Source organism: Candidatus Nitrosocosmicus sp. FF01 (assembly GCF_047711275.1).
GTDB lineage: Archaea > Thermoproteota > Nitrososphaeria > Nitrososphaerales > Nitrososphaeraceae > Nitrosocosmicus.
In genome coordinates this window covers 756,633-781,256 of record NZ_JBLNIG010000001.1, presented here as the reverse complement: position 1 = coordinate 781,256, position 24,624 = coordinate 756,633, and the positions used below count along the sequence as shown (strand labels likewise).

Genomic DNA, 24,624 nt, shown 5'->3' with positions numbered 1-24,624 from the left:
TTTTATTTCCTTACTGAAATTAGTAAGATCTGATAATTTATAATCGATTCCCCCCATCTTACTATATTTGGTAAGATGAGCTGCATGAGGAGGTAGAGAGCTTAACAAGGGTAATTCCTTATCAATAAAGGTCGTAAGTTTCCTCTTAATAATTGACTTCAGCTTATATTCATAAGACTTTGATACACGTTTATGGCCCTCAAGGTATTGAACCTCGGCCTTTGAGAGAAGTGACATAGAGCGGTATTGACAGCAACAAGTTAAAAGATCTTTCGCATGTCTAAATCAAATATAAATATAGATTGCGATTCTGACTGTATTTAATTATTAGGTTGAGTTAAACTATGAATTAAACTTGTCATTTGTGAGAATATGCGTAAATCACATAAATGCATTAAATTACCAACTCTGTGGTTTATTTTAATAATTGTAATCGCGAATGACAAATTTTTTATCGAAAAATAAAGGTGAAATAATTCTTTACATCACAGTTAAATACAATGACTTACAATAATAGATATGTCCACCCTACCATCAGTGATGGTAGTGGACGATGAAGGGGAACTCGCAAATCTTTTTATGAAATTGCTAAAAGGGTCTGGTTTTAATTCTGTTTCTTTCACCGATCCACTTCTAGCCCTTAAACACTTTAGTCAAAATCCCCAAAAATATTCGCTTGTTCTGTTAGAGTTAAGAATGCCGGGTCTCAATGGGATAGAGCTTGCAAAAAGAATTAAAGGATATGACTCTAATGTCAAGATTCTTCTTATTACTGGATTTTTTGATGAAGAATATATCAATAGTGATGAGCTAAGAGAATCTGTAATATCAGATGTGATGCAAAAACCAATCAAATTAAGAGAATTAAAAACCCATTTAAATGAACTTTGTAGGGTGCATTGAATGAAGACTATTTTATCCGGCGGGGTTGACGAATCCGACGTACAAATACTGGACTTGCTGATTCAAAATAAGAACAATAAGCATATATCAACTACTCTAAAAATTCCGCTTTCAACAGTACAGCGAAGAGTAAGAAAGTTAGTTGAAAAGGGTTTTGTTACTTCCAATAATTATATTGATTTTACCAAATTTGGGTTTAAATCAGGATCTCTTCATATATATCTTAAAAATGGAAATGTTGATACCGTACTAGAGAAGATTTCTAAACTAAAAGGAGTTACTTCAATTGAGGTTCATATAGGGAATTCAGACATTATTGCTGGGATAGCATATAAGGAAGGACGTGATCTTTTTGATATAATTGTCAGAATAAAAAAAATGGAAGGAGTAGACAGAATTGTCTGGTCAGAGCGCATCTATGAGTATCCCATCATAGGTAACAACATTTCACTTTTGGAACTAGAATCAATCAAGCAGGATTGATACAATTCTATTCTCATTACAAAGTCAATATCTTTAACATAGATGCGATATTAAATTGAATGCTGGATTTGGCCTGTTCACCTTGAGGAACTATTATTAAACTAAAATGATATTTTTACGTTAAATCAACCAATTTCTAATTCTTACAGTCTGGATTGTAAATTCTAAACACATTAGAGAGAAATAATACTCTTCAAATTTAGAATATCAATTGAACTATTTTATTACAGTATTAAATACTATAACAATAATTTATCAAAAATGTTATATAGTCAGTCCAAGTCAATAGCGTTATTGAAATGAATTCTCATCACAATGATGTAATTAATAATATTCAAAATGGTGAGTTAATTATTAAACCAAAGAAAAGACTAAAGAATATGCTTGTCTGTTTTGTTCATGGGTGTTTGTCTACTCCAGTAGCACGATGTATTCTCTGTTCCAAATTTTCTTGTTATTCACATATTCAGTCGTGCTTTCAGAATCACCCAAACGAAATCGAGATTATAAATTAAGTCAAGTTGAGAACAAAGACCGCTGAAAAAGTGCCCAAGATTAAAATAAATTTATATTTACAATGATTTTTTTGAATACAAGCATGAAAGTCTAGGGCGTCTGTGATTTATCTCTGAATTCTATTTGTTAGATTCATATAGTAATCGATGATTATATATGGAATTTTAATATTCAATAAAGATTAAAGGATCTTAAACATCGTTTCCTTAAACTTGAAATTTGGTGTAAACATACCAAGTTATCATTGTTTTATTATTCACTGATTAAACTTTGTATGAGTTTAAATATCATGTTATCTAAAAAAGTATAATAATGGTGAAATGACTTGTTTGTAAATTTCGTTCATCAGCCAGTTAATCATTCAGAACGTATTATATCAGAAGAAAAAATAAAACTAGGTTCTCTTTATCACTATGAAAATCAACAAGAAAGTAAAAACAGGCATTGCCTTGAATCAACCGAAGGTCAATCTAAGAAAGAAATTGAGAAGGTAGCTGTCGAGAAAAACAATAATAATGGTAGTAATCAGTCATCAAAAGAAGTAAAGCAAACACGAATTTTGATTGCAGAATCAGAGCCCGAATTACTGACATTATTTAAAACATACCTTGACTCGTTAGGTGTAGAATCGGTCGCAGTTGATAATACTGATGAATTCCTATCCGCATTTCTTCAAAGCAAAAATGAGGGTAAAGACTATGATGCTATACTACTAGACACCCATCTGAAAGGGAAAAAGGGTTTGGACGTTGCAAAGAAAATACGAGAAAATAATAAAACACAAAAAATACTCCTGGTTACAACTAGTATGAAAGATCAGTTACCAGTGCATGAATTGCAATCTGCAGCTATCGATGAAAAAGACATCCTTGTAATGCCATTTGCACTTTCCAAATTGTATAAATTGTTAATAAATAATACTTTACTTTCCTAATCACGTGACTTTGTATTTCTGTTTGCATACCCTGACTTGATTTGTTTTCTTCATACGGCAAAATCATTGTCGCTGTATTGTTATATAATCAGCAATCGCATAAAGATTGGAAGTATGTAGTTAGCGTTTATTTCCTCAAAAAGGATTCAATTTCATCAATATACTCTTTTATGAAATAACTAATACAGCTGATTTCCTTAATGTTAAATTCAGTTTCTTCTAGTAGTCTCTTTTTTAAAGTATCAAATAATTTGTCTAATCTGTTTGGATAACCAACTTTAACACTAAATTCTCCACCAACAAAGATAATCTCCAGATACTCTTTAGTTCCTATAATTTGATAAATGCCTAGGCCTCTTAAATAACCGTCAACTCTTATTCTGAGTTGCTTAATGGGGTCGATTATGAATGCATTATCTTTTAATTCTGACATTTACTTTGTCACCTCCTCTTTAGATTGCTCAATTAATTTTCCAATTACTGAATTGAAAGAATCACCAGTCTGACCCAATTTCTTAAGTGCGTTATAATTATGAGTCAATCAGAATTTGTTTGTAACGTTTGTTACTACTAAACCTAATATATGTATTACATTGATATTATATAAGTATTACTCACCATTAGTAATATAGCAAGTACAGAAGTAGATTTCGTCTCACGATTTTTTATTATATTGTTGGGTTAAGTTAAATAACCTCTATTTAATGATGATTTTTCCACTTGAAAACTGTTAAGAAATATAACCTCCGAGTCACATCTTTATTTTGATTTAAACGAAAAGGGTATTAAGCATCAAGTCCTGTTATAGTCATGCTTGTCAGAGTAAATCACATCCATGAATCAGAGAATAAAGTGAGTGTGACATTGCTTGATATAGATGATCTCGGATCAGTTGTTCCTATGAAGGACCTGGTATTGAATGTTCTACCCTATGATGATTCAATTATTGATATATTGAAAACTTCCAATCATGTGATGATTTTCACGGAAGATATTAACAATAATCCTACTACTATAATTTCTGCAATTAATTTGACTGATGAAGAGCTAAACAATGAAAAAGAGAGAATGATAAAAGCAGCCAATAAGGATAAAAATAGCAAATCAGTAAAGGAATCCTAAAAACTTTAAAACTCTAACTGATTTAATTTAATGCTAGTCAGTGGTAGTTTTTCTTAACACTATTAGACTGACTTGGAAGTCAGACTGATTACAGTTTCTCGATTGTTGTTCAAAAAGTTCATGTGACTATAGTAAATCACATCAATCGATACATTCTCTTTTTAAACCCGCATTGGGTAGTCATAGTCACTCCCACGATAAATTCAGAACTAGGGTCTTGCATCTCTTGAGTTCTCCATCACGCCACTCATCATGCAAGACCTAAAGTTATAGTAATTTTCTAATAACTTATGATTTGTCGGATTATTCATAAATGAACTCGCAAACTAGTCTACTGTCAATATATAATTCCATATAGTAGTATATGGACTATTTACATTAAAGAAATAATATTAGACAGCTAAGCGATATATAGATATGAATATAATTGAAAGTGAAACACCATTTTTGGTAGAAGCAAGAACTTGTGGTTGTAAAGAGAGAGGACGTACTGTTTCTTATCACTTTATAGAATCTTCACATAGTCTTTGTTTAGAAAAGGGCGAATTGTTATTGGCTCAAATTCAAGCCTGTGAAAGATTATTAAAATATGCAAAGGATGATGAGGAAATAGATGTGCTAAAGCATGAAATATCCAAATTAAGATTGGCATTGGATTTGGTTCGATACTAACAAATATTTACACATAAAATGTTAATTGCTTTACAGAAATAATTTTAAATAAGATCATATGTAATTACCTAGACATTAGCAATTCCTTTCTAAATACGGTAATATTTTAAGAGGTAAATTATATTTGCATCTAAAACAGATAAAAATGGAAATATTCGTTACTATAATTAAAAATGCTAGTATTAGACAGTTTCCTTTCTCGTAACTAATCTCTAAAGAGGTATCTTGTCTTTCTTTCTATGTTCAACCTCTTTAACACCTTCATAAGTGATTTCGTAGTTTTCGCCATCGGAGGATTGAATTAGTCCTTGGGCTATTAAGTCCTCAATGGCTTGATCGAATAATGGAGACATATTGGAATCTAATGACTCCATTAATTCACTGATGTTGACGGAATGGCCCTCACCACCTATAGAATCCTGGGTAAATAATTTATCCAAAACAAATCGTTCGACATTGTGACGTGCGCTATCGTCATCCTCATAATTGGATATTTTATCCATGATCATAACTGCTTTCTATACTTAAATTCTTATCTTTACCATTTGTTGATAATGAATCGATTTAGAAAGATAATCGGCCAAAAAAGAAGAGGCTAATTGAATATAGCCATCTTTAAATATCTAAATATCTTCTTATTAGTTCGTATCAAATAAGGACAACCTAGAGATATTACCCCATGAGGCTCATTTGGTATTTTTGCATTTTTTAGATAAACAAGGTTTATCCGATAGTGTTAAGAAAATTTACCCCTACGTAGTAGATATCATTCAATTTAGCTTTACATTATAGCAGTAAGATTTTACTCATAGATTAGACTTGATCCATATAGTAGCATTTATCAAATTTGGATTGATAGTAAAAAACAAGAATCATTTAGTTCTAAAAGAATGGTTTTTTCTTTATTGTTTAGATGAGTTCTTGGTATTGACCCTGCAACTTTTTCTGCAATTCTGGGAACAAAATTTATTTTTTCTAGGTAACGAGTAATCATAAAGTTTAGCGCGGCTAATAAGATTCCTTTGTAATTCTGAAAAAAATCAACCAATCATTTGTCAATTATGATTGAATTATTTCCTATATTCTGTTTATAGAGATCTCCTACTGGATCTAGGTGAATAAGAACTTCTGGTTTTATACTTTTGTTGATCACTTCTTTTCTAAGCTTTTGGAACTCTTCAGTTGCTAGTATCTCTAGCGATGGACTTTTTGGTTCCTTGTTGACATTTCTTAATATGGTATTGATATTTGCATCTAATGGACTATGAGATTGTTTTAGCTTGAATTTGAATAACTCCTATTAGTATCTGATGTATCTAATAGCAATAAAATTAAGATCTACTCGTAATTGTTCAATATTTTTCTCTATCCATTGATAGCCAAATAATTAATTTGAGTCGTCATAATCTGAAATATCTAGTAATGATTTTAGAAAGACAGGTTTGTAAGTGCTTGAGAGTTTTTCACTATTGAAAAAAGAGTTAAACCTGTCAAGATATTTTTGTTCGTAATTCGGAGATGACCATTCCGATCTCTTTTCTCCTTCAATCTCTTTAGTTAGCTTCATTTTCTTATGAGATGATAGCAAAGTTGATTATCAAGGCTTGCACTGGATAGAAACGCTTTAGAATTATTATCATCCAAAATCATGCCCATGTTGATAGATGATCTACGGATCAACAATAAGATGAGAACTAGCAAAAGTCAGGGAATTCAAAGCAGACAAAAACTATCCCAATGTTTTACTACTCAATGTATGATATTTGACAATAGCCAATGTTAATCACCTGAATGTTACACGATTTACACTATAGATCACATGCAAATAGAGATGAAATGAAAATCTCTATCAAGAACCTCCATTCGTTAAAGCAGGTAAATTCGGATCTTTTGGAACTAATTCAGCTTTTAAACAGTGGATATGTTTCTACAACACTAGATGTAGATGAAGGATTATCAATAGGATTATGCGATGCATAGGTATTCCATTGACCATTAGCGAGAGTATTGTAATAGATTGATGCTCCGGATGTTTGAAATCCTCCACCAATTAAGATTTCATCTGCAGCGCAAGAACGTTTTGTAACGATATTAAGAAGTGTGTCGCCCTCAGCAGTTTTCTTTTCTCCTTCCCCAACTCTGATGGAAATTTGTAAGTCCAGGTATGGAAGCACAGTTGATGCTAATTGTCTCTTGTCCATCTTAGATAAGATTATTGGAAGAATTCTGTCTACTAGCTTTTCATCTTCAACATATTGTGCAGCATCTTTAAGAACATCTTTCTCTGTTGGACTAGTCTTAATATCACCAAGTATTGCTCCACCTCCACTACCTTCGGAATTGCCACCTCCACCACCAGGATTAGTGGGTATTGATGGAGAAGGTTGTTGAGGTGGTTGCTGTTGTGACGACGACGGCGCCGGTGAAGCTTGAGCTTCCGTAGTAAACGACCAAGGCGAAGCAAAGTTCATAGTGTTACCAGCCAAATCCTTGACCTCAGAAACAGTTGCTGTGTATATTGTTGAACCTGATAAAGCTGACGAGGGTGTAAATATTGCCGTAGTTCCATCAAAACTTAACTAGGTGCTTCCTTGCACCTAGTTATTATCGGTTTCTAGGACAAACGAGGTAGGAGTAACGGTTGATGCATCTATTTGTTCGCTGAATGTAGCAGTTATAGTGGTTGTTACTGGAATACCGGAAGTGCCTATGTTTGGAGTAACGCTTAATACTTCAGGAGATATCGTATCTACTTGTGATAGTTGCTGAACCTGAGGTTTATCGTCGGTATCAATTGCCCCAGTGTTATTTACTCTGTTGTCCGATTGCTCCGAATCCGCATTCTCTTGAGAGGTTTCAGTTACCTCGCTTTCTCCGAAAGTATCATCAGTATTTTCAGATGTCTCATCTTGCTGCTGAGTAGTAGAATATGCTGTGTTATGAGAGAACGGTAATGAGGGGGTATTTGCTATTGAAACAAATATAGACAAAATTGTAACACTCAAAAGCAAAAAGTATGGTTATTGTTTTTCATAACAATTACCATGCAAATGTGTTTATAAAGAATTTGTTTAACTAAATGTAATGTTTGGAATCAAAAAAGTAATTCCATTTATAAATCATCCAATACTGGCCTAATTCTTTTTGTAATCAGATCTAAGTCTTTCAATTGTTATTCAAATAAGCAGACTGACTTTAGCAAAAGTCTATCAGATTCAAAATAGCAGTAAGGTAAACTATCAATAAATAAGAGTAAGGGATACTGAGATATTGTATTTACGATCAATTCAGTCGTTAGGGCTCTGTTCATTTAACGAAATCTTATAGCTTGAAGATGTCCTATCTCTTTTATGAATACTAGAAATAAAACACCTTCAAAGTATGTTTACTATGGGTTGCATTTGTACTTTTCAGGTCTTTCTCTTAGGAAAACATCTGAAAGATTATCTCAAATATACAAGAGAAATCATGTTTCCATCTGGAATTGGATTCAAAAGTACAAACCGCTGAAGATACGGGTTAGGAAAAGGAAAATTCTGGAGTATATTGTAGATGAAACTTTGATCAAAATTGGTTCTGAATACATCTGGATTTGGGTTGCAATTGAGCCTGAAAACAGGCAAATTCTCGCACTAACCATATCTAAGGAGAGAAATATGTTTGTTGCTGAAAGATTTCTGTCAGGGTTAATTAGGATTCATGGAAAACATGCTATATCGACCGATGGTGGAACCTGGTATCCGCAAGCTTGTAGATTCCTTGGACTAGAACATCACATTCATTCTTCGTTTGAGAAAAGTATCATTGAAAGAACAATGCAATACATCAAGGACAGAACCGAAAGTTTCGATGATTACTTTCCATGTAGAATGAAGAATTGCAAATTAAAGCATGTACAGAATTGGTTGCGGGTATTTGTCGACTATTATAACAAGGAGATTAAACCTGTTAAGTGAACAGAGCCGTCGTTAGTGTGGTTATTTTTCTCCTCTTGTTCCTCATCAGAAGTATAAGAATCCTGACTTTGGCTAAACATCAAGTCATTTAACACATTACCTCTGAGATTTGGTTTGGTATCGTCGCTAGTATCGTCGGGCAATTGAGCCGAAGGACTACAGTTACCATTCTGGTCTACTGCCACATTTTCAGGACATTGGTTAGTTGAAGTAGGTGGTGCAATTCCCGAAGGCGGTGGTGCTACTACACTAGAGTCAAGCTGTCCTTTACTTGTACAATTCTCGAAATCCCCTGTATCTGTATTGACATCACAGGTCTGACAATCGTTACCTCCAGTAATTGGATCATACCAGCAACATGTAGCAGTTAGCTTGGCTGGATTATTTTCACAAATACAGGTATAATCTTGAGCACCGCCAAAACAAGGATGCGGCGGTGCTGCCAATACAAGATGTATTGAAATTGGTCCGTACATCAATCCTGCAGTTATTGATGCTACTATACTAAGCAAAACCAATTGGTTAATGCTTTTCATGACAAATACTCTATAAAGTTGTTAATAAGGATTCTGACATATTAGTAGACTATAAAGTCTAGTGAATCAATTCGTTGTAAAGATCCTCCAACACAGGACTTAATCTCTCCGTAATGACTTTGTTTAAGTCAGGTCTGTAGTAATGATTAACAAATACAGAACTACAAATCCTTATCTGAAGTACATTGTCATTATATATTAGTGCTTCCTCATACTACTCGATCTTTCAACCTCACTGCTCTGTTCTATTAGTAACGACATTATAGTTGAAAGCCTAATATCTATTAGTTTATAGTCCACTACTCTAGAAAAAGTCAAGCCAATGAAATGAGTAAACAGTTGTAAACATAATATATTATCACTTAGCCGCAACTACCAACAGATATCCTAATCGTACCACATTGTCAACGATGTATGGTTCGACGGTATTAAGATATTCTTTCCTTAGTATCTCTATCTTTTCATCATTATTTTCTCTCTTGAATGATTGAATAAGTTGAATCATAGAGCCTGATTTTGTTATCATCTCGTGCCAGTAGTGATTTGGACTAAGAATTGGATAGTTTATTGTGTCTCTCTCAAAGGATAGTTCTTTAACACCACTCAAAAGCTCTTTCACTCTGTCTGGATTTCCCCATTCAAACGGAGATGAAGTTGGTGTCATTGGTGCATATTTTGAGACCACTGAAAATATTCTCCCTATAGCAAGTTCAGGTGGCCATGCTGCAAATCCTATGCGCCCGCCTTTCTTGAGAACTCTTAACATTTCTTTTGCAGTGCCTTCCTGATTAGGGGCAAATATGTGACCGAAGGTCGAGAGAACAATATCAAAGGATTCGTCTCCAAATGGAAGATTTTCTGCATTCCCTTCTTTCCATACAATGTCGTTAAATCCTGCAATAGATTCTTCTTCCTTTGCAAAAACCAAAAGTTCTGGAGTAATATCTAATCCTGTCACTTTTGCTCCTAGTCTGCGTGCAGTTATTGCAGTGTTACCAAATCCACAAGCGACATCCAATATAGAATCTGTAGGATTAACTTTAACAAGGCTTACTAATTTGGCAGAAACAGGTGAAATCACTCTACCAATACTCCTGTAATCACCTAATGCCCAGGTCCCTTTGTTGTTTTGATCACTATTACTCAATTAAAATCTACAGAATGTGATTATTATCAATTATACTTTAAGTTTAGCCTTATCTTTGATATTCAATGAGAATTTGAGTTACCTACACAACAGATCTGGAAAATATACTGTTTGGATTAATACCGCTTAATAGTCTGTTCTCTATACTTTTTCCTCATTTCCCATCCACGGAATGATCTAGTTCTTAGTTTATTATTACAACAGGGACAATAATGATTATCCCATTTAATGAATATCTCGCAAGTACTGCATCTCTTCTGTCCTTCCCTATATCATGACGGAATTTCACTATTCCTTTTAGCTTTATACCGTACTCATATTCCATTACAGCTCATACCTATTAGAACGTCTAAGGTGATTCTGCAGTGGCTATAAATAGGTACTTAATTTTGCAAGTCCATAGTCAACTCGTCCAACACTCGCCTTATCCTCTTTAATTATTTAAATCTGGTATTATAGTGAGTTACAATCATTTATCCTCAATTTCTGTGTCACTCACCGGCCATGTGAGGCCTTTAGGTTTTCTTCTGCATTTTCCAACGTTTTAGAGATTAATTCTCATCTTTGCTTACAAACCTAATCTCTCAACTTCTTGACTCTGTTCTATGAGTAATGACAAAGTAGTTGAAGGTGGTAACTCAATCTCAGTACTGGCTTTAGCGTTAACAGGTGTTTATATATTAGAGGTGCTTCGACAAAAATCTTGCAAAGTACACTTTATCCTCTTCTAAGGATATTTTATCGAGAAATTCAATTGTCGAGTGGTAAGGTAAATGAAAATGTTGCCCCCTTTTCTTCATCAGAATTATTTTGAGCCCAAATTTGTCCTCCATGTGCTTCAATAATGCTTTTTGCCAAATACAGCCCTAAGCCAGTACCTTGACTTGATTTGGTCGTAAACTTTGTAAATAACCTTGGTAAAATTTCAAGGTTTATTCCCTTCCCTTTATCTCTAATTGAAACTACAACAAACGTTTCATCCTTATTTCCCTTCGTATTGTCTTTTCCGACTTCATTTCCATTCTGTTGGTGTTTTAGATCTATAGTATTTCTATGAATCTTTTTGACTGTAATGATAACAGGCTTTCCATTTGAATATTTTATTGCGTTCGTTAAAAGATTGGATATTACCTCAAATATTCTAATTTTATCAGCATAAACGGTGATAGGGTCTTCTGAAGGTTGAAAATCTATGTTGATGAACTTTTCGCGATAGCTTGATAATGAATTTATCCTTTGTTTACCATAAATATCCTTTATTACATTTCTTATTTTTTCGTTTAGGTTGAAGTGTTCCTTATCAAGTTGTAACTTTTTGCTTTCGATTCTTGATACATCTAATATATTATTTACAAGCCGCTCAAGTCTTTGTGAATTTCTATAAGTTGAAACAAGACCGGATCTAAATTGCTGTTGTTTATCCTTGTCTTTAGCCAATTGATCAATTTCCTTGTCAAAAGTTTCTTGCTTTTTCTCTTCTCCTTGCGGACTTTCGAAAAGTGACGGGAGATACATCATCTCTATTAATTCTAAATTTCCCGAGATTGCTTGGGTTGGCGTTCTTAACTCATGAGCAGCAACATTAATGAACTCTTTTTGCATTTGTTCGTGATGTTTCAATTCATCATTTGCATTTGTTAATTTATCTACTGATTCTTGTAATTGGGATGTCTTTTGCATAACTATACGTTGTAGTGTTTTATTCCATCTTAGTAATACTACTGCGATAACAGATGCTATCGCAGCAATCGATGCAATTATCGAAAAGTTAGTAGTCCTTTGGCTGTCAATTATAGATGCTACATCCGATGCTAATGTATGGGGAATTGTAATAAACAAAGTACCTATCCTATTGTCAAACCGTGGATTACTGTTAATACCGTGCCCAAGTACTGGGGTCGTGTGCTATGGTTGTGCTACTATTTTCAAAGTTAAATTCTGCCAATCCGCTTCCTGAATGAAGCGCTTTATTTATAATATTATTAAGATCTACTTCTCTATCTTTTAAGATTGTTTTAACATATGATTGAAAATCATTTCCAAAGTAATCTTTACCGATGAATGTCTGATTCTGTGTATATATTATGGTACCATTTCTGTCTATAAAAGCAATGTCGGCATCCAGTTTAGGATGAATTTGACTCTCTAAAAAATTACCAAGTGTCTTTGCTTCGATGGACGCAACAACTACTCCCTTAAAGAAGCTAGTAGAATTGGTATTTGATTGTCCGACTACATTCCCATCTGCTGTTATCCCACCTTGCCCGTTAGTTAATCCATCTGTTTCTGCAGGCCTTGTTTGGTTACTTTCTAAAATAGGAAATGAAAGATACATTCGAGGTATGTTATCGTTGGAATCAATAACCGTGCTGATGTACGGAGTTTTATCTTGCTTTGGAATCTGAAAATAGGCTCTATGACTCAAGTCGATACCCTTGTAACCTGCATTCTCTTCCTTCTCAATTCCAGTAAACGTTACCAAAGTTCCATTACTATCTAAAATATAAAAACCGTCGGTAAGGTCGTTAGTAGTCTCTTGTCCTATGTTAATCAATGTTTGAATTTTAGATCATATTTCCTTCAACAACAGAGGGAGAATTTGCAATTAACCTCAAGTTAGATGTTATCACAGAAATCGCATTTGACAGGCTATTAGAAATACTGTAGGCTTCTATCTCGGCGTTTGTTTGTAAATCATTAATAGCAAGCTCTTGTATTTGGTTCGCTGTTTGTGTAAAATAATTATATGAAAAAATAGCCAAAACGATTGAAGATGCAAGCACAATAGGTAAAATGATAGTTTTTCTGCCGTATTCCAATAATCACATTATTTATTTGACTATAATATGTTTTAATTAGAATTTATCTATTAGTCCGAAATTATAAGGCGGTCATAAAAGATGGTTCTCCAATTAGGCCAAAGTTAATGTCAAAAGTTGTCAATAGTCAGGAATTGCTATTATCATATTCACCTATGTTGAATTCATCAATTCCTTCATCAGATCGTCCAAAACCGGCCTTATCCTCTTTGTTATAATTTTGGCAATGTCGGGACGGTAATAGTGATTGACAAATACAGAGATACTAATTCTACCTTGTAGTAAATCGATTATCTCTGGTTCTATGCCTTTGTTACGTAAACAGGTTGCAAAAACCTTGCGACAATAGCTTAATTTGAATTCTATATTATTTCTATAGAACTTGGATTTGGAGGTTGAATAGGTCTGTGAATTCGATGCCATCCCAATTTTTATGACATTATCATCAACAACGCTGAAATAGGCTTTTTTTGTTTTTCTGATAAAAATTTTAGAGAATTCATAGTGTTTCAAGATGTTGTTTTCTGAATCAAGATACTTGAGACGTCTATAATCATCTTTAATCAAATTAATACTCTCGATTGCCTCCGAAGCTCTTAATCCTGTTAGTGTGCAAAAAACGACTAAATTTTTATAATCAATTCCTATTTTTTCATCTTTGACAAAAGATTCTATCCATAAAATATAATTCTCAAGGTTCTTTAGAATTAAAAATCTCGTGAAAAGTATTCAAACTATTCCTCTCTGACCTCTTCAAGTCATACTTTTTAACAATGGAAACCCATTTGTCATACATTCCGAGGAACTTTGACGGAGCTGCCATTGCTTTCATTATATGACTAATTTTATCTTTAGAGAATTGTAGTATTCCACTGAAATCATCCGTAAATAAAAGTTGGTGATACTTTTTAGCATATGTTAATCGACTATAAATCGTCTTTTTCGCATTAAATTCAGAAAGACATTTTTCAAATTGTTTCCAAGTTTGTAAATCAATAAACATTCTTCGATTTTCGTTTTTGCTTTGAATGTGATGGTTAATCGGTAATTTCTTTTCGTTTCCCGTTAATTTGTTACCTTGAGATGGCGAAATGCTTAGCCGGATTGTGTGGCCCGTATCAGCCTCTACACCACCGGAGCTTTCTGTATTTTTTATTAATTTCAGAGGGTTATTAATATAGACTTTGGTGCAGGTGCATCTAGCCTCCCAGTTTTAGGTTCTAATTGGTAAATACTACCACTTGTAACTTGGTATAGCCATTTGATTCCTTATTGAAGGTTTTTTTGGGCCATTTTGCTTTTTTGAGTTAGATCTTGCTTCCAAATTTAGTAGCGACATGACCACTATAGTTCGCAGAACAAAATTCAGGAGCGGCCTTTCGATAGGTGGAAGATTGTATATGGTTGTCGTTTTCCTATTGCTTCAGATCGTGCTTCAGAGAGTGATACGCCCTCACTTTGCCGTTAACTAATTCACAAAATAACGATTTGACATTTTCACGAAATAGACTTCATTAAAGTCGCAACTCCTTTCGTAGGATTACCACTTCTTTATAATTAAACACTTTAACTTTCTTTCATAGGATTTTGAAACTCGCTTTTGACCCTGAAGATATTGGATTTTGGCCTTTGATAGCATAGTAATATAACCGCTAGGTTCAACGAAGATTTAAGCTTTTTCTGTCTGACATAGATTAAACATTGGTAGTGATCTTTTGGATTTTAGACCCAATAACTTACATAAGCACATACGCAGCGTATGTATGCGTAAAGGTTATATCTATTGATTTCCTATCCTAATGTATGAGTCTAAATGAAGTAACATCAGTCACAGATTTGATAAGATGTGTAAAGTGTGATAAGGAAGGACTAAATCTTTGTCAAATATGTGGGGGCGTTTTTTGTAATGATCATAGTGCTTTTCTTGAAAGGGATGAGGATTATGTGGATCAAAAGTGTTTGTATTGTTATGAAGCTTCGCTGACAGATAGCAATAGTTTGTATTAACGATTGTGGGCGCAAACGTCATAATGATAAAGATTCAAAATATTTTTTAATATATCACAAATGTTTATTTAAATCATGTAATTCTGACTGAATACTATCAAATTGGGATTCCATATCTGTCTTCAGATTATACAATTTGAATTCAAGATAGAGATCTTCCTTAATCGATTGTAAAAGAGACTTGTCAGTTTCGCTTAAAGGAATGAGGCATGATTTTTCAAAAAGTGAAAGTCTTTCTAAATAAATCTGGTAAACTTCGTTAACGTTCTTACTATTATCATGTATTTTTGCAGATATCTCCTTGTCCAGAGAAAGTAGTTGATTGATAAATGTACTATAAGTAGGAGAATGAACTGATTTAACCATATACTATAAGAATGTACTAGAACATTTATAATCTTTTTGCATTGTTTGATGTTCATCTTAATACACGACATAATATATTTCCCATTCGATTTAAAAAATAGGAACTGATAAACCGTCGAACTGTTCTTTGAAATATAACAATATGAGCATAAAACAGCATACAATAGACTGATTTCAAATTTGAAGGTTGTTTTGACAGTTCCAAAAGTACTATCAAAAATGAAAAGCCAAATAGAAGATACAAGTAACATGGGCTGAATTTGATACAGGTATTAGAGATTTTGATCATTGTTCTTCTAGGACTTTTTCATTCGGCTGTTTTTGGGACGCCCTATGTTGCTTTTGGATAATTTGACATATACTATAACCAAGAAAAGGTTCAGCATAGATCATCTCCAATATTCTGATTCGAATCCGACCACTTCAACAGACATAACAAAAATTGAGAATAAAAGCAAAATATTTTCAGATAATATTAGCATGTGTATAAGATTTACACCCGCTCCCAGAACCATGGATTTAGATGAGCGAGCGATAAATACCCAGAAGTTTTTCGAGGATTTGGGTTAAGAATTACTCGAAACAACCCACCCATTAATTATAGATGGTAAGGAGGCATATGCTTTCTCAACTAGAAACCCCAATTTTGACTCTGCCAGGGTCCTGGTTTCTACCGACCATTTTGATTATGAAGTATACATTTCAGTTAGATATTGGCATGGAACATTAAATGAAAAATCTTAAAATTTTCAAACACGTTCTTAATTCGATAAGATTCCTTAATTAAATATGACAAAATTTGTGACATTGTCTATTGTTTTTGTTTCAACTTTAATCCTTTGGGTCCCCATGATCTTGCATGCACAACAAATTCCCAGCTATTACAACTTTACTTCAAACATGAAAAATGGAACGGATAACGTAGATCCTCAGTTTATGATGTCAGGCTGGGACAGTTAAGTTGGAAAATATGATGAACTTTATGTAGGTTTGAAATGTACGGACTATGGACGAGACCTTAAACTAGCTGAGGATCTTTCCTATCATAACGTTCTGTACTATTATGGATTATGTGAAGAAATATTTGGACCTTATAGGGGTAAGGAAATATAACCAAAGATCGCAGTAAGGAAAAATTTTACACTGAAGATTAAACGAGAAAACCAATCAAGATCCAGTTTCTATATCGAAATGGTTAGTGAAATATAGCCCTCGCCAAAACTTTTTGAAACTGCTTTAGTCTAAAGTATACCCCTTTTTGATTCCAAAAAGGATTCAAATTCAAAAAAATGTCAAGTTAAATATTAATGAAACTAATAATCGAATCACATGCTCATAACATATTTGACATTTGTTCTTGTTTTATTAGGTCTATTGACGGAGGGGCCAACTTAGTTTCAGCACAACAATATAACACTTTCTACAGTCCTGAAAAGAGATTTGCTATAGATCATCCAATTTTTGATAGTAAAGATTTTAGTATAAATGATACAAGTGAACAGACGAGGATTTTGACATCCTATGTATTTTTATTAGTAAATATGACTCCTAACACTCATAATGTTGATCTCAAGGAAAGAACGGATGCTATCCAAGAAAGTTTACATCACAGAGGATTTGGAATTATAACAACAACAGAACCGATTCTTGTTGATCATTACGTAGGATATAGATTCGTTGTTTCTGGCGTTCAAAATATGACTGATGTTTTCTTGTATGTTGAACATGATGATATATTTTACCAATTTCAGATTGCATATACGATTGGTTTTGGAATGGATTTTAGTCACTACGTAAACCACGATAAAATCAATCAGGTTATTTTGAACATAGCTGAGTGGATTAGTTAAGTGTAGAAGCCCCTAGTGAATGCCCCGGTTAATCGTGTTAATCACTAACCAATTTTTACAAGTTTTTTACCATCCTTTCGAAGGCATCTCGTTCTAAATCAAACTATATTTTTTTACTAAAGAAGATTAAGCACGGTTTATGGTATCATTTATTACTATAATACACCGGGTGTAACTGTATTTGAATGGCCCTTTGTAAATCTATTAAGCTGTGTCGCTCAAGTAATTTGAAATTGCGCCTCCCCTATTAGAGTAACTCCTAACCAAAATTACCACATTGCTTTTCATAATTCTAAAACGCAATAAGTGATAGATAGAGTATGTGTGGGAATGGGCTCTTTTTTAACTTTGAACACATTAAACTATTAATTAATTCAATTGTACCAAACATTTATTTTTTCTAGTATCTTTTAATTACGGTCTAATGGGTTCCTGACTGAGGTTTGCGAAGCATTGGTACAATTGGGGGGAAATTGTCCACCCGTATTGTCCCAAGAATCTCAAATCCATGGCGTTCATACAACGAAATGTTTCTCGGATTGGACGATTCAAGATATGCCAATATATTCTCGCTATCAAAGTTTGAAGTTGCATGTTTCAATAACGCAGAACCCAGACCTTTACCATGATAAAGTGGATCAACGCCAAGAAGTGGCAAATACCAATGAGGTTCACTTGGATGGTAACTGCCCATTTTCTCAAATACCTGGGGAGCAACTTGTTGGACTTCTACTGAAGTAGTCTCTTTTAACAAACCAAGTAGTGCTTCAACATCGGGCTCGTCATTTGGTGGAAGCCAAAGAGCAGCACCTTTATAATTTCCAATATAATGTGCACTCTTTTTGGCAAAAGCCTTTCCACCAAAAGCTTTTGCAAATTTAGAAAAATATAATAGGTATTTTTGAGGGTCAGGCCATACCCAACGTGTAGCAGGATCAGCCGCAAGGGCTAATTTCAAAGAATCTATAACCATATCTTGTTCCAATCGAGTTGCTGTTTTGACCTCAGATTTAGACATCAAAACATCTTACAAAGCGATAATTTATAAAATTTTAACTGTTCATATATTTACTTTGACAAAAAAGTCAATCTTTTGAAAGTTGAAAAATATTCAAAAGAATTTGATTTCCAATCAAGTTAAGATACTTTAGCGTATCGTCATAGTATAAAAAACTGCACAATCTCGGGTTTTTTTGCGGGAGTGTTTATCCCAAAAATGTACTGATTGTAATCATCGCCATAGTCAAGGTTTACTTCAAACTCAGTCCCAACTGGTACATCGCTTGATTTGAATGTAAATGTCTGTGTAGTGGTTTTTCCTGCCGGAAAATACAGACCATATACGGGTTTGAATATGTTGTCTGGATAGTTACCCACGTTTATAGTGACCCCGCCATATGTATCCTCGGCTAACTGGTTTGTTACTTGAACAATGACTTTGAAAGTTCCCTTTGAATTTGAAGTCTGCTGATTGCTCCCGCTAAAACAAGATTCAAATCCATTGTTATACCCGCTCATAAATTCTGGAGTATGATAACCGGCTCCCTTGCCTGGTTGATCTATGTATCTTTTAGAAGAATCAGATATTTTTGCATCAGAACATCCATGGTTATATCCTGAACTGTAAGCATTAGTAGAAGTATTGTCCTCTTCCTTACATTCCTTCAGATCAGGGTGTTTCTGACATATAAATTCTTTATATTCACAAGAAGGAAAATCAGGACTCATAATGTAACCTGGATCACAGGGAACACTATCAGGAATACACTTTCCACTTTCATCATCTTCATGACTATGATATCCTGAAGGACATTTATCATGATAAGGGAAACACTGTTCATCCTCATTCGTACCAAAGCCTTCAGGGCAGTTACCGTTATTATCTGGAGCGCACTTTGGTAAAGATGGATCAAACAAACAGTCCCCATCTGGCTGGGATTTATCAGCCACTATCTGGGTATTTGACTCTGCTGTTGTGATTTGACTCTCACTAGTATTCTCAGAATCATTTTCTGCAGAACCGTTTCCTAAAGTCAATTGTCCATCTGTATCTTCATTGTTTTGTTCACCTGTAGTATTTGGGATAATTTTGACGACATTTTCGCTTTGTGAATCTGTTTCATTGGGTTGTCCATAAACATTCCAACTTGAGGCGGTCGACCCTACTAAAAGAGTAGTTAGGAGAACAAAAATCGTAAGAATATTGACAATAGATCTAAATATTTTTCCATTTACGGTATTAAAATAAATATATCTACATCTATCAATATTTTTTATCAATATATGAAACTGGGAAATGAATGTTTAAAACATTATCATATATTCTTATAGTAGAATTTCTACGAGAATTCATGCTCAGATGAGCAATGATTGTAAGAGCTCAAGAAATGCTTCGATTTAAGACTTCCGAAGAGTACCACGCTGTCCCAATTAATTCGGCATCATTTGACAAAATGGTTTTCCCAACATCTAAAGCAATCGAAGCTCAATTCGATTAAAACAAGTCTATCGCATCGCATGATACAATTCTTATTCGATATAAATTACATAAATCATTGTGTTTTCCATTTAGAATCGGAAAATAAATTCAAGTAATCAACTTATGAAGTTTAATGAATTTCATCGAATAACATTATCCAAATTAATTGATTTGATCCGGTAATATCATCAATTCAACTGCATGCTGTGTACCGCAAAAAAATAGTGGTTTCCACATATAGAAGCAATTTAGGTACTTTTATTGTAACATTCCTTTCTAAATCTGAAATCTATTCCTTTGCCTACAAAATCACATACTTTGAACACTCTATTCTAGTTTTCTGAAGGAAAGGCTTTGTTACTAGCGATGTACTCCTCTTGACAGTGCATTTGTGCAAAGGCATGGAAGTGCAAAAAAAACAATTAAAATGTAAAAATGTCAATTTATTACTAATGCTATTCAGTGGTCACATTCTCTATTCTAACTAAATCCTTGTTTATAGGTTGACCCATAGTATTTATAGAAACGTTAGCAATCTTGTCTACAGTGTCCATGCCTTCTAGCACCTTTCCAAATACGGTATATTGTTCATCAAGGAATTTTGAATCGTTGACAACTATAAAAAACTGTGATCCAGCACTATTGGGATCTGGCATTCTTGCCATGGACACTACTCCTCTTTCATGAGAGATGTTGTTGAATTCCTCGTCGATTGAATATCCCGGTCCTCCAGTTCCCCAAGTTTCTCTACTAATGCTATCATTTTTTGTATTTGGGTCTCCTGCTTGAATTACGAATCCGGGAACTATTCTATGAAATACTATTCCATCATAAAATCCCTTGCTGGCAAGGTCTTGAAAATTCTTCACGTGATTTGGAGCTACATCCGGGTAAAACTCGATTTTTATCGGACCTTGAGTTGTTTGGATAGTTGCAGTATTGTTAATTGTCGGAATAGAAGTTAGATTAGTTTCCACATCTTGAGATTGGTTATCTTTGATATTCGGTTTTGCTTGAACTGTCAAATTTTGTTGTATAGAAGATCCGTTATCGGATATCCAAGATAAGGAATTGAGGACATGATTATATATTGCATTTGTCTCATTATACTGATTTGTTTTTGTTACGAAAACGAATCTATAAACATTGTTATCATGATGCAAAAATGTGTTATTTGAAACGAATAATGATTTTTCCAAGCCTTCATCAATGAGAGATATTAGGTAGGAATATCCAGGGTCTCCTTTGACCAAAATTGGCGTAACATCATCGACCAGCATCAAGTATGAATTATTCAACCTCATATTCAAGTGAGACTCCTTTGCAAGTTCAACCACATTCATAAGAGATGTTGAATTTTTCCCGTAATTACTTGGGCTTATGCTGAAACCATCCTTCTCAATATTTCCTATTTTAAGTTCTCTATATGGGTCAAATCTAGTTTCCTTGCCTTCTTTCTGAATTAGGACATCTTCCGGATATTCCAGAGAAAGTCCCAAAGAATCGCTTGTATAATTTTTCCAGTCTTTGTTTTGCAAACCTGCTAATTCAATTTTGTCCTGTGCCAGTTTTAATTGATCTTCAAGCAATGCCAGGTCGTTTAGGGTTGAGTTGTTCATTGAAGGTTTTAAATTTTGATCTGAAAATTCGCCATCATTTGAAATATTTGGTTCTAACATAAACGAAAAATTAGAAGATATATCAGCTAACGAGTCCGTACCATTCGGAGATTCTTGAGAGTATATACTCTCCAAATAATCTATCGAGAAAATACCAGAAATTCCCAACAGGATTAATAAAATACAGGATATTAATTTCATATAGAGGCTCTTCTCCAGGATGAAATATAAAAATGATCATTAATTATATTTAAATGACTAAATCCGAGATATTCTTGTCTTTGAATTTGAAATGTAAGTAAACGACAGTTCAATAAATTCTGAAGATAGTTAAAAAATTTGGCAATACTTTGAACCCTAATTGGGAAGCAGAGTGGTTTGATAGCTTTTTCTGCCAGTACAAGAATTTGATTGACGGATCAAGTTTTGTTGGTCATAAAATTATGTTGTTCTGCAAGTTATAACATGTTACGTTGTTGAGTTGGTTATTGATCAATCAGATAAATCATTCGTAAATAGTTTGAGGCAAAAAACAGGAAAATAAAGCTGCATGTTTATCTTTTGAAATAGGTACGTAAAGGGTTTTACATCAATTCTAAATAGATAAATGAACTATCTTTGATGCTAGTTTTCTTCAAAATCGATCTTTAATTATGCCTTGAATTGAAAATATGTTTATATTATTTTAGTTGAGATATTGAGCATATATATGGTGTACTGCAGAAATTGTGGAGGAAATTTACCATCTGAGAATTCTTCTTTCTGTCCTGTGTGCGGAAAACCACAAAATAATGCATCGGCGGTTACCATGGCTTCACAAACCAAGAATCCAGGTACAGCAATTATAATTGCATTAATAGCAGGGATTTTAGGCTTCAATGGAATTGGTCATATGTACATCGGAAAAATAGGTAAAGGAATAATTCTATTGATAGTAGGTTGGATTATCTTGGCATTAACCATTCTTTTTATTCCCGTAGGAATCATTTATATCATATTCTGGCTCTGGCAAGCGTATGATGTAAATTCAAAAGCAAAGTACTACAATAACTTCATTTTGAATAATGGCAAAACCCCCTGGTAAGGAATGTTCATCAAGACAAAAAAAATATCCGACTCAGTTTTTGGGTCGGATAATTTGACTATTCAACCCATCAATGCATGAATTGAGAAACGAGAAATTATGAATTGATTTGAGTGATTCGAAATGATCTTAAGTTTGTGATTTTTCTTTCAAATAAGAATTTCCACTAAAGACTAGAGTCATCTTAATACCTTTATTAACGATCATATCCTTCCAATTTGGGTGAAAGCCTCAGATCTTTTTGTAAAATGCCTTGAGTCTGAAGAAGTGGAATATGTATTTGGAATACCTGGGGAGGAAACAAATGACCTTGTGTTATCAATATCAGAATCAAAAAGAATTAAATTTATTTTGGTAAGGCACGAACAAGCAGCTGCATTTATGGCCGATGTATACGGAAGACTCACAAATAAAGTTGGAGTTTGTCTTGCTACATTGGGTCCTGGGGCTACCAATCTAGCAACTGGAGTTGCCAATGCAAATATGGACAGGTCTCCGATTCTGGCTATTACCGGTCAGACCTTTACTAATCAAATGCATAAAGAATCTCACCAGAATATGGATCCTGTCACTATGTTTACCCCTATAACCAAGTGGACTTGGTCGATAAGAGATGCTGATGGGATTCCCGAGATTGTGAGAAGAGCATTCAAAATTGCACTGGAGGAGAAGAAAGGTGCGACTCATCTAGAACTCCCAGTTGATGTTGCTAAATCAAAAAGTTTACTAAAACCATTAAATAAGAGAAGAAGAGATAGTTCCAATTTATCAACTCTAAATCTTGTTGAGGCTGCAAAAATGATAATCAATGCTAGGGCACCAGTTGTATTGATTGGTAATGGTTGTATTAGAAATCGATCATCCGATGCCATTAGAGAGTTTCTAGATGCCACTGGCATATATTCGGTAAATACCTTTATGGGTAAAGGTGTAGTATCTGACAAAACTCCGACTCACTTGGGAACCATTGGTATAAAAGAATCCGATTTTGCTCTACGCGCATTAAAGTTAGCAGATCTTATTATCACAATAGGATACGATTTGGTAGAATATAGCCCTCGTAATTGGAATGGATCAATTCCTTTGAAGAAGATAATTCATTTTGATTTCACGACAGCAGAAACTGACAATTTCTATGATCCGGATCTAGAAATATACGGGAATATTGAACTTAGTATTAATTCCTTGATGGATTCTCTTAATAGATTAAATCCAGGGTATAATATACAACAAAGTAAGCATAAAGAAACTAAGAGATTAATCAAAGTTTTCAAAAAAATTAGAGATGAGGTAGAGAGTAGAATCGACAAGTTTCAATACGACAACACTTATCCCATAAAGCCAGAAAAATTGATTCATGATGTTCGAGAATCGCTTTCATCAAGCGACATCCTACTCTCTGATGTCGGGGCGCATAAACTGTGGATCGCAAAGGTGTATAGGACATTTGAGCCAAATACGTGTTTGATATCTAATGGATTTTGTTCCATGGGTTTTGCACTTCCAGGAGCTATAGGTGCCCAGTTAGCTTATCCTTCAAAAAAAGTTGTTGCAATGTGTGGGGATGGAGGGTTTCTCATGAATGTACAAGAATTAGAGACTGCAGTAAGGTTAGAGTTACCAATAATTGTTATCGTTTGGTGTGACTATGACCTGGGAGTGATATCTACAAAGCAAAAATTGGAATTAGGCAAAAGCGTATTTACCCGATTCCAGAATCCGGATTTTGTCAAGCTAGCAGAAAGTTTTGGAGCTATAGGTTACAAGATTGTACGGACTGCTGACTTTAAAACTATTTTTCATAAAGCAAAAATGTCGTCAAAAAAACCAGTTATTATAGCAATTGATATCGATGCGTCCAGAAATAAGTTACTTTTTGAAATGAATACTACCTCCAGTTAGTATCCTACCTGAGGATTTAGCAAAATGTGCTAATATTCATTATTATAATGGCTCTTCATCGGACCAGGTTTAGATTTGAATACTGGTTACTAATAAATAGGAAAAAGTCTATTTTGAGGGGTCAGATGCGGATCAACAGTTCTATTTATATCATAAATATCTATTTAGAGTGCAATTAACTTTTTTCCTTTCCTATCGGCGGCATTTGACCCTCGTTTTATGATTATAA

At 34.0% G+C, this 24,624-nt stretch carries 26 protein-coding genes and 1 pseudogene; 12 read left to right on the top strand and 15 right to left on the bottom strand.

Going from position 1 to position 24,624, the window contains the following annotated elements:
• Positions 1–519: 519 nt before the first annotated feature.
• The 3 genes from ACMT7R_RS04250 to ACMT7R_RS04240 all read left to right on the top strand — a co-directional run bounded on the left by ACMT7R_RS04250 (position 520) and on the right by ACMT7R_RS04240 (position 2,836).
• Entirely contained in the window at positions 520–903 is a 384-nt protein-coding gene (locus ACMT7R_RS04250; RefSeq protein WP_415310215.1) for a response regulator, read from the top strand.
• Positions 904–1,386 (top strand): Lrp/AsnC family transcriptional regulator, encoded by a 483-nt coding sequence (locus ACMT7R_RS04245; protein ID WP_415310214.1) that lies wholly within the window; start codon positions 904–906, stop codon positions 1,384–1,386. It abuts the gene before it with no gap.
• Between the two features lie 841 nt (positions 1,387–2,227).
• Positions 2,228–2,836, top strand: a complete 609-nt coding sequence (locus ACMT7R_RS04240; protein WP_415310213.1) for a response regulator — start codon at positions 2,228–2,230, stop codon at positions 2,834–2,836.
• A 127-nt stretch (positions 2,837–2,963) separates the two neighbouring features.
• Here the strand turns inward: ACMT7R_RS04240 and ACMT7R_RS04235 are convergent, their stop codons facing one another.
• Positions 2,964–3,269, bottom strand: a complete 306-nt coding sequence (locus ACMT7R_RS04235; RefSeq protein ID WP_415310211.1) for a hypothetical protein — start codon at positions 3,267–3,269, stop codon at positions 2,964–2,966.
• Between the two features lie 377 nt (positions 3,270–3,646).
• On the opposite strand from ACMT7R_RS04235, the gene ACMT7R_RS04230 reads away from it, so the two are divergent.
• Positions 3,647–3,958: a hypothetical protein gene (locus tag ACMT7R_RS04230; RefSeq protein ID WP_415310210.1), complete on the top strand. Its 312-nt coding sequence runs from the start codon at positions 3,647–3,649 to the stop codon at positions 3,956–3,958.
• A gap of 417 nt (positions 3,959–4,375) precedes the next feature.
• Positions 4,376–4,630: a hypothetical protein gene (locus ACMT7R_RS04225; protein ID WP_415310208.1), complete on the top strand. Its 255-nt coding sequence runs from the start codon at positions 4,376–4,378 to the stop codon at positions 4,628–4,630.
• A 212-nt stretch (positions 4,631–4,842) separates the two neighbouring features.
• Here ACMT7R_RS04225 and ACMT7R_RS04220 read toward each other — a convergent pair whose 3' ends face one another.
• From ACMT7R_RS04220 to ACMT7R_RS04210, 3 genes and pseudogenes are all read right to left on the bottom strand, one after another.
• The gene (locus ACMT7R_RS04220) at positions 4,843–5,133 is read right to left on the bottom strand and encodes a hypothetical protein (RefSeq protein WP_415310207.1); all 291 of its coding nucleotides are present in this window, start codon (positions 5,131–5,133) and stop codon (positions 4,843–4,845) included.
• Positions 5,134–6,017: 884 nt separating this feature from the next.
• Entirely contained in the window at positions 6,018–6,197 is a 180-nt protein-coding gene (locus tag ACMT7R_RS04215; RefSeq protein ID WP_415310206.1) for a hypothetical protein, read from the bottom strand.
• A gap of 334 nt (positions 6,198–6,531) precedes the next feature.
• Positions 6,532–7,620 (bottom strand): annotated as a pseudogene (locus ACMT7R_RS04210) (Ig-like domain-containing protein).
• Between the two features lie 360 nt (positions 7,621–7,980).
• Between ACMT7R_RS04210 and ACMT7R_RS04205 the strand changes: the two are divergent.
• Positions 7,981–8,586 carry a DDE-type integrase/transposase/recombinase gene (locus ACMT7R_RS04205; RefSeq protein WP_415310205.1) on the top strand — a complete coding sequence of 202 codons (606 nt, stop codon included), beginning with the start codon at positions 7,981–7,983 and terminating at the stop codon, positions 8,584–8,586.
• On the opposite strand, the gene ACMT7R_RS04200 is transcribed toward ACMT7R_RS04205, so the two are convergent.
• From ACMT7R_RS04200 to ACMT7R_RS04170, 7 genes are all read right to left on the bottom strand, one after another.
• Positions 8,556–9,122, bottom strand: a complete 567-nt coding sequence (locus ACMT7R_RS04200; RefSeq protein ID WP_415310204.1) for a hypothetical protein — start codon at positions 9,120–9,122, stop codon at positions 8,556–8,558. The genes ACMT7R_RS04205 and ACMT7R_RS04200 overlap by 31 nt on opposite strands.
• A 358-nt stretch (positions 9,123–9,480) precedes the next feature.
• Positions 9,481–10,269 carry a class I SAM-dependent methyltransferase gene (locus ACMT7R_RS04195; protein WP_415310203.1) on the bottom strand — a complete coding sequence of 263 codons (789 nt, stop codon included), beginning with the start codon at positions 10,267–10,269 and terminating at the stop codon, positions 9,481–9,483.
• Between the two features lie 184 nt (positions 10,270–10,453).
• The gene (locus ACMT7R_RS04190) at positions 10,454–10,594 is read right to left on the bottom strand and encodes a hypothetical protein (RefSeq protein WP_415310202.1); all 141 of its coding nucleotides are present in this window, start codon (positions 10,592–10,594) and stop codon (positions 10,454–10,456) included.
• A gap of 425 nt (positions 10,595–11,019) precedes the next feature.
• Positions 11,020–12,108 (bottom strand): sensor histidine kinase, encoded by a 1,089-nt coding sequence (locus tag ACMT7R_RS04185; protein ID WP_415310200.1) that lies wholly within the window; start codon positions 12,106–12,108, stop codon positions 11,020–11,022.
• A 34-nt stretch (positions 12,109–12,142) separates the two neighbouring features.
• On the bottom strand, positions 12,143–12,823 hold the full coding sequence (locus ACMT7R_RS04180; RefSeq protein ID WP_415310198.1) for a hypothetical protein: 681 nt from the start codon (positions 12,821–12,823) through the stop codon (positions 12,143–12,145).
• A gap of 10 nt (positions 12,824–12,833) precedes the next feature.
• Positions 12,834–13,088 (bottom strand): hypothetical protein, encoded by a 255-nt coding sequence (locus tag ACMT7R_RS04175; protein WP_415310197.1) that lies wholly within the window; start codon positions 13,086–13,088, stop codon positions 12,834–12,836.
• Between the two features lie 153 nt (positions 13,089–13,241).
• Positions 13,242–13,730 (bottom strand): integrase, encoded by a 489-nt coding sequence (locus ACMT7R_RS04170; protein ID WP_415310568.1) that lies wholly within the window; start codon positions 13,728–13,730, stop codon positions 13,242–13,244.
• Between the two features lie 1,161 nt (positions 13,731–14,891).
• Between ACMT7R_RS04170 and ACMT7R_RS04165 the strand changes: the two genes are divergently transcribed.
• Positions 14,892–15,095, top strand: a complete 204-nt coding sequence (locus tag ACMT7R_RS04165; protein WP_415310195.1) for a hypothetical protein — start codon at positions 14,892–14,894, stop codon at positions 15,093–15,095.
• A 54-nt stretch (positions 15,096–15,149) separates the two neighbouring features.
• Here the strand turns inward: ACMT7R_RS04165 and ACMT7R_RS04160 are convergent, their stop codons facing one another.
• Positions 15,150–15,461: a hypothetical protein gene (locus ACMT7R_RS04160; RefSeq protein WP_415310193.1), complete on the bottom strand. Its 312-nt coding sequence runs from the start codon at positions 15,459–15,461 to the stop codon at positions 15,150–15,152.
• A 789-nt stretch (positions 15,462–16,250) separates the two neighbouring features.
• On the opposite strand from ACMT7R_RS04160, the gene ACMT7R_RS04155 reads away from it, so the two are divergent.
• Together ACMT7R_RS04155 and ACMT7R_RS04150 are read left to right on the top strand one after the other, a co-directional pair.
• Positions 16,251–16,421, top strand: a complete 171-nt coding sequence (locus ACMT7R_RS04155) for a hypothetical protein (RefSeq protein ID WP_415310191.1) — start codon at positions 16,251–16,253, stop codon at positions 16,419–16,421.
• Between the two features lie 347 nt (positions 16,422–16,768).
• Entirely contained in the window at positions 16,769–17,311 is a 543-nt protein-coding gene (locus ACMT7R_RS04150; RefSeq protein WP_415310190.1) for a hypothetical protein, read from the top strand.
• Positions 17,312–17,732: 421 nt separating this feature from the next.
• Here ACMT7R_RS04150 and ACMT7R_RS04145 read toward each other — a convergent pair whose 3' ends face one another.
• The gene (locus ACMT7R_RS04145) at positions 17,733–18,329 is read right to left on the bottom strand and encodes a GNAT family N-acetyltransferase (RefSeq protein WP_415310188.1); all 597 of its coding nucleotides are present in this window, start codon (positions 18,327–18,329) and stop codon (positions 17,733–17,735) included.
• 140 nt (positions 18,330–18,469) lie between these two features.
• Positions 18,470–19,591, bottom strand: coding sequence for a hypothetical protein (locus ACMT7R_RS04140; protein WP_415310187.1), 1,122 nt, complete (start codon positions 19,589–19,591; stop codon positions 18,470–18,472).
• An 86-nt stretch (positions 19,592–19,677) separates the two neighbouring features.
• On the opposite strand from ACMT7R_RS04140, the gene ACMT7R_RS04135 reads away from it, so the two are divergent.
• Positions 19,678–19,809, top strand: coding sequence for a hypothetical protein (locus ACMT7R_RS04135; RefSeq protein WP_415310186.1), 132 nt, complete (start codon positions 19,678–19,680; stop codon positions 19,807–19,809).
• Positions 19,810–20,245: 436 nt separating this feature from the next.
• Here ACMT7R_RS04135 and ACMT7R_RS04130 read toward each other — a convergent pair whose 3' ends face one another.
• Positions 20,246–21,610: a peptidylprolyl isomerase gene (locus ACMT7R_RS04130; RefSeq protein ID WP_415310184.1), complete on the bottom strand. Its 1,365-nt coding sequence runs from the start codon at positions 21,608–21,610 to the stop codon at positions 20,246–20,248.
• 508 nt (positions 21,611–22,118) lie between these two features.
• Here ACMT7R_RS04130 and ACMT7R_RS04125 point away from each other — a divergent pair.
• Both ACMT7R_RS04125 and ACMT7R_RS04120 read left to right on the top strand, forming a co-directional pair.
• Positions 22,119–22,493, top strand: a complete 375-nt coding sequence (locus ACMT7R_RS04125; protein WP_415310183.1) for a hypothetical protein — start codon at positions 22,119–22,121, stop codon at positions 22,491–22,493.
• 222 nt (positions 22,494–22,715) lie between these two features.
• Positions 22,716–24,395, top strand: coding sequence for an acetolactate synthase large subunit (locus ACMT7R_RS04120; protein WP_415310181.1), 1,680 nt, complete (start codon positions 22,716–22,718; stop codon positions 24,393–24,395).
• Positions 24,396–24,624: the final 229 nt, after the last annotated feature.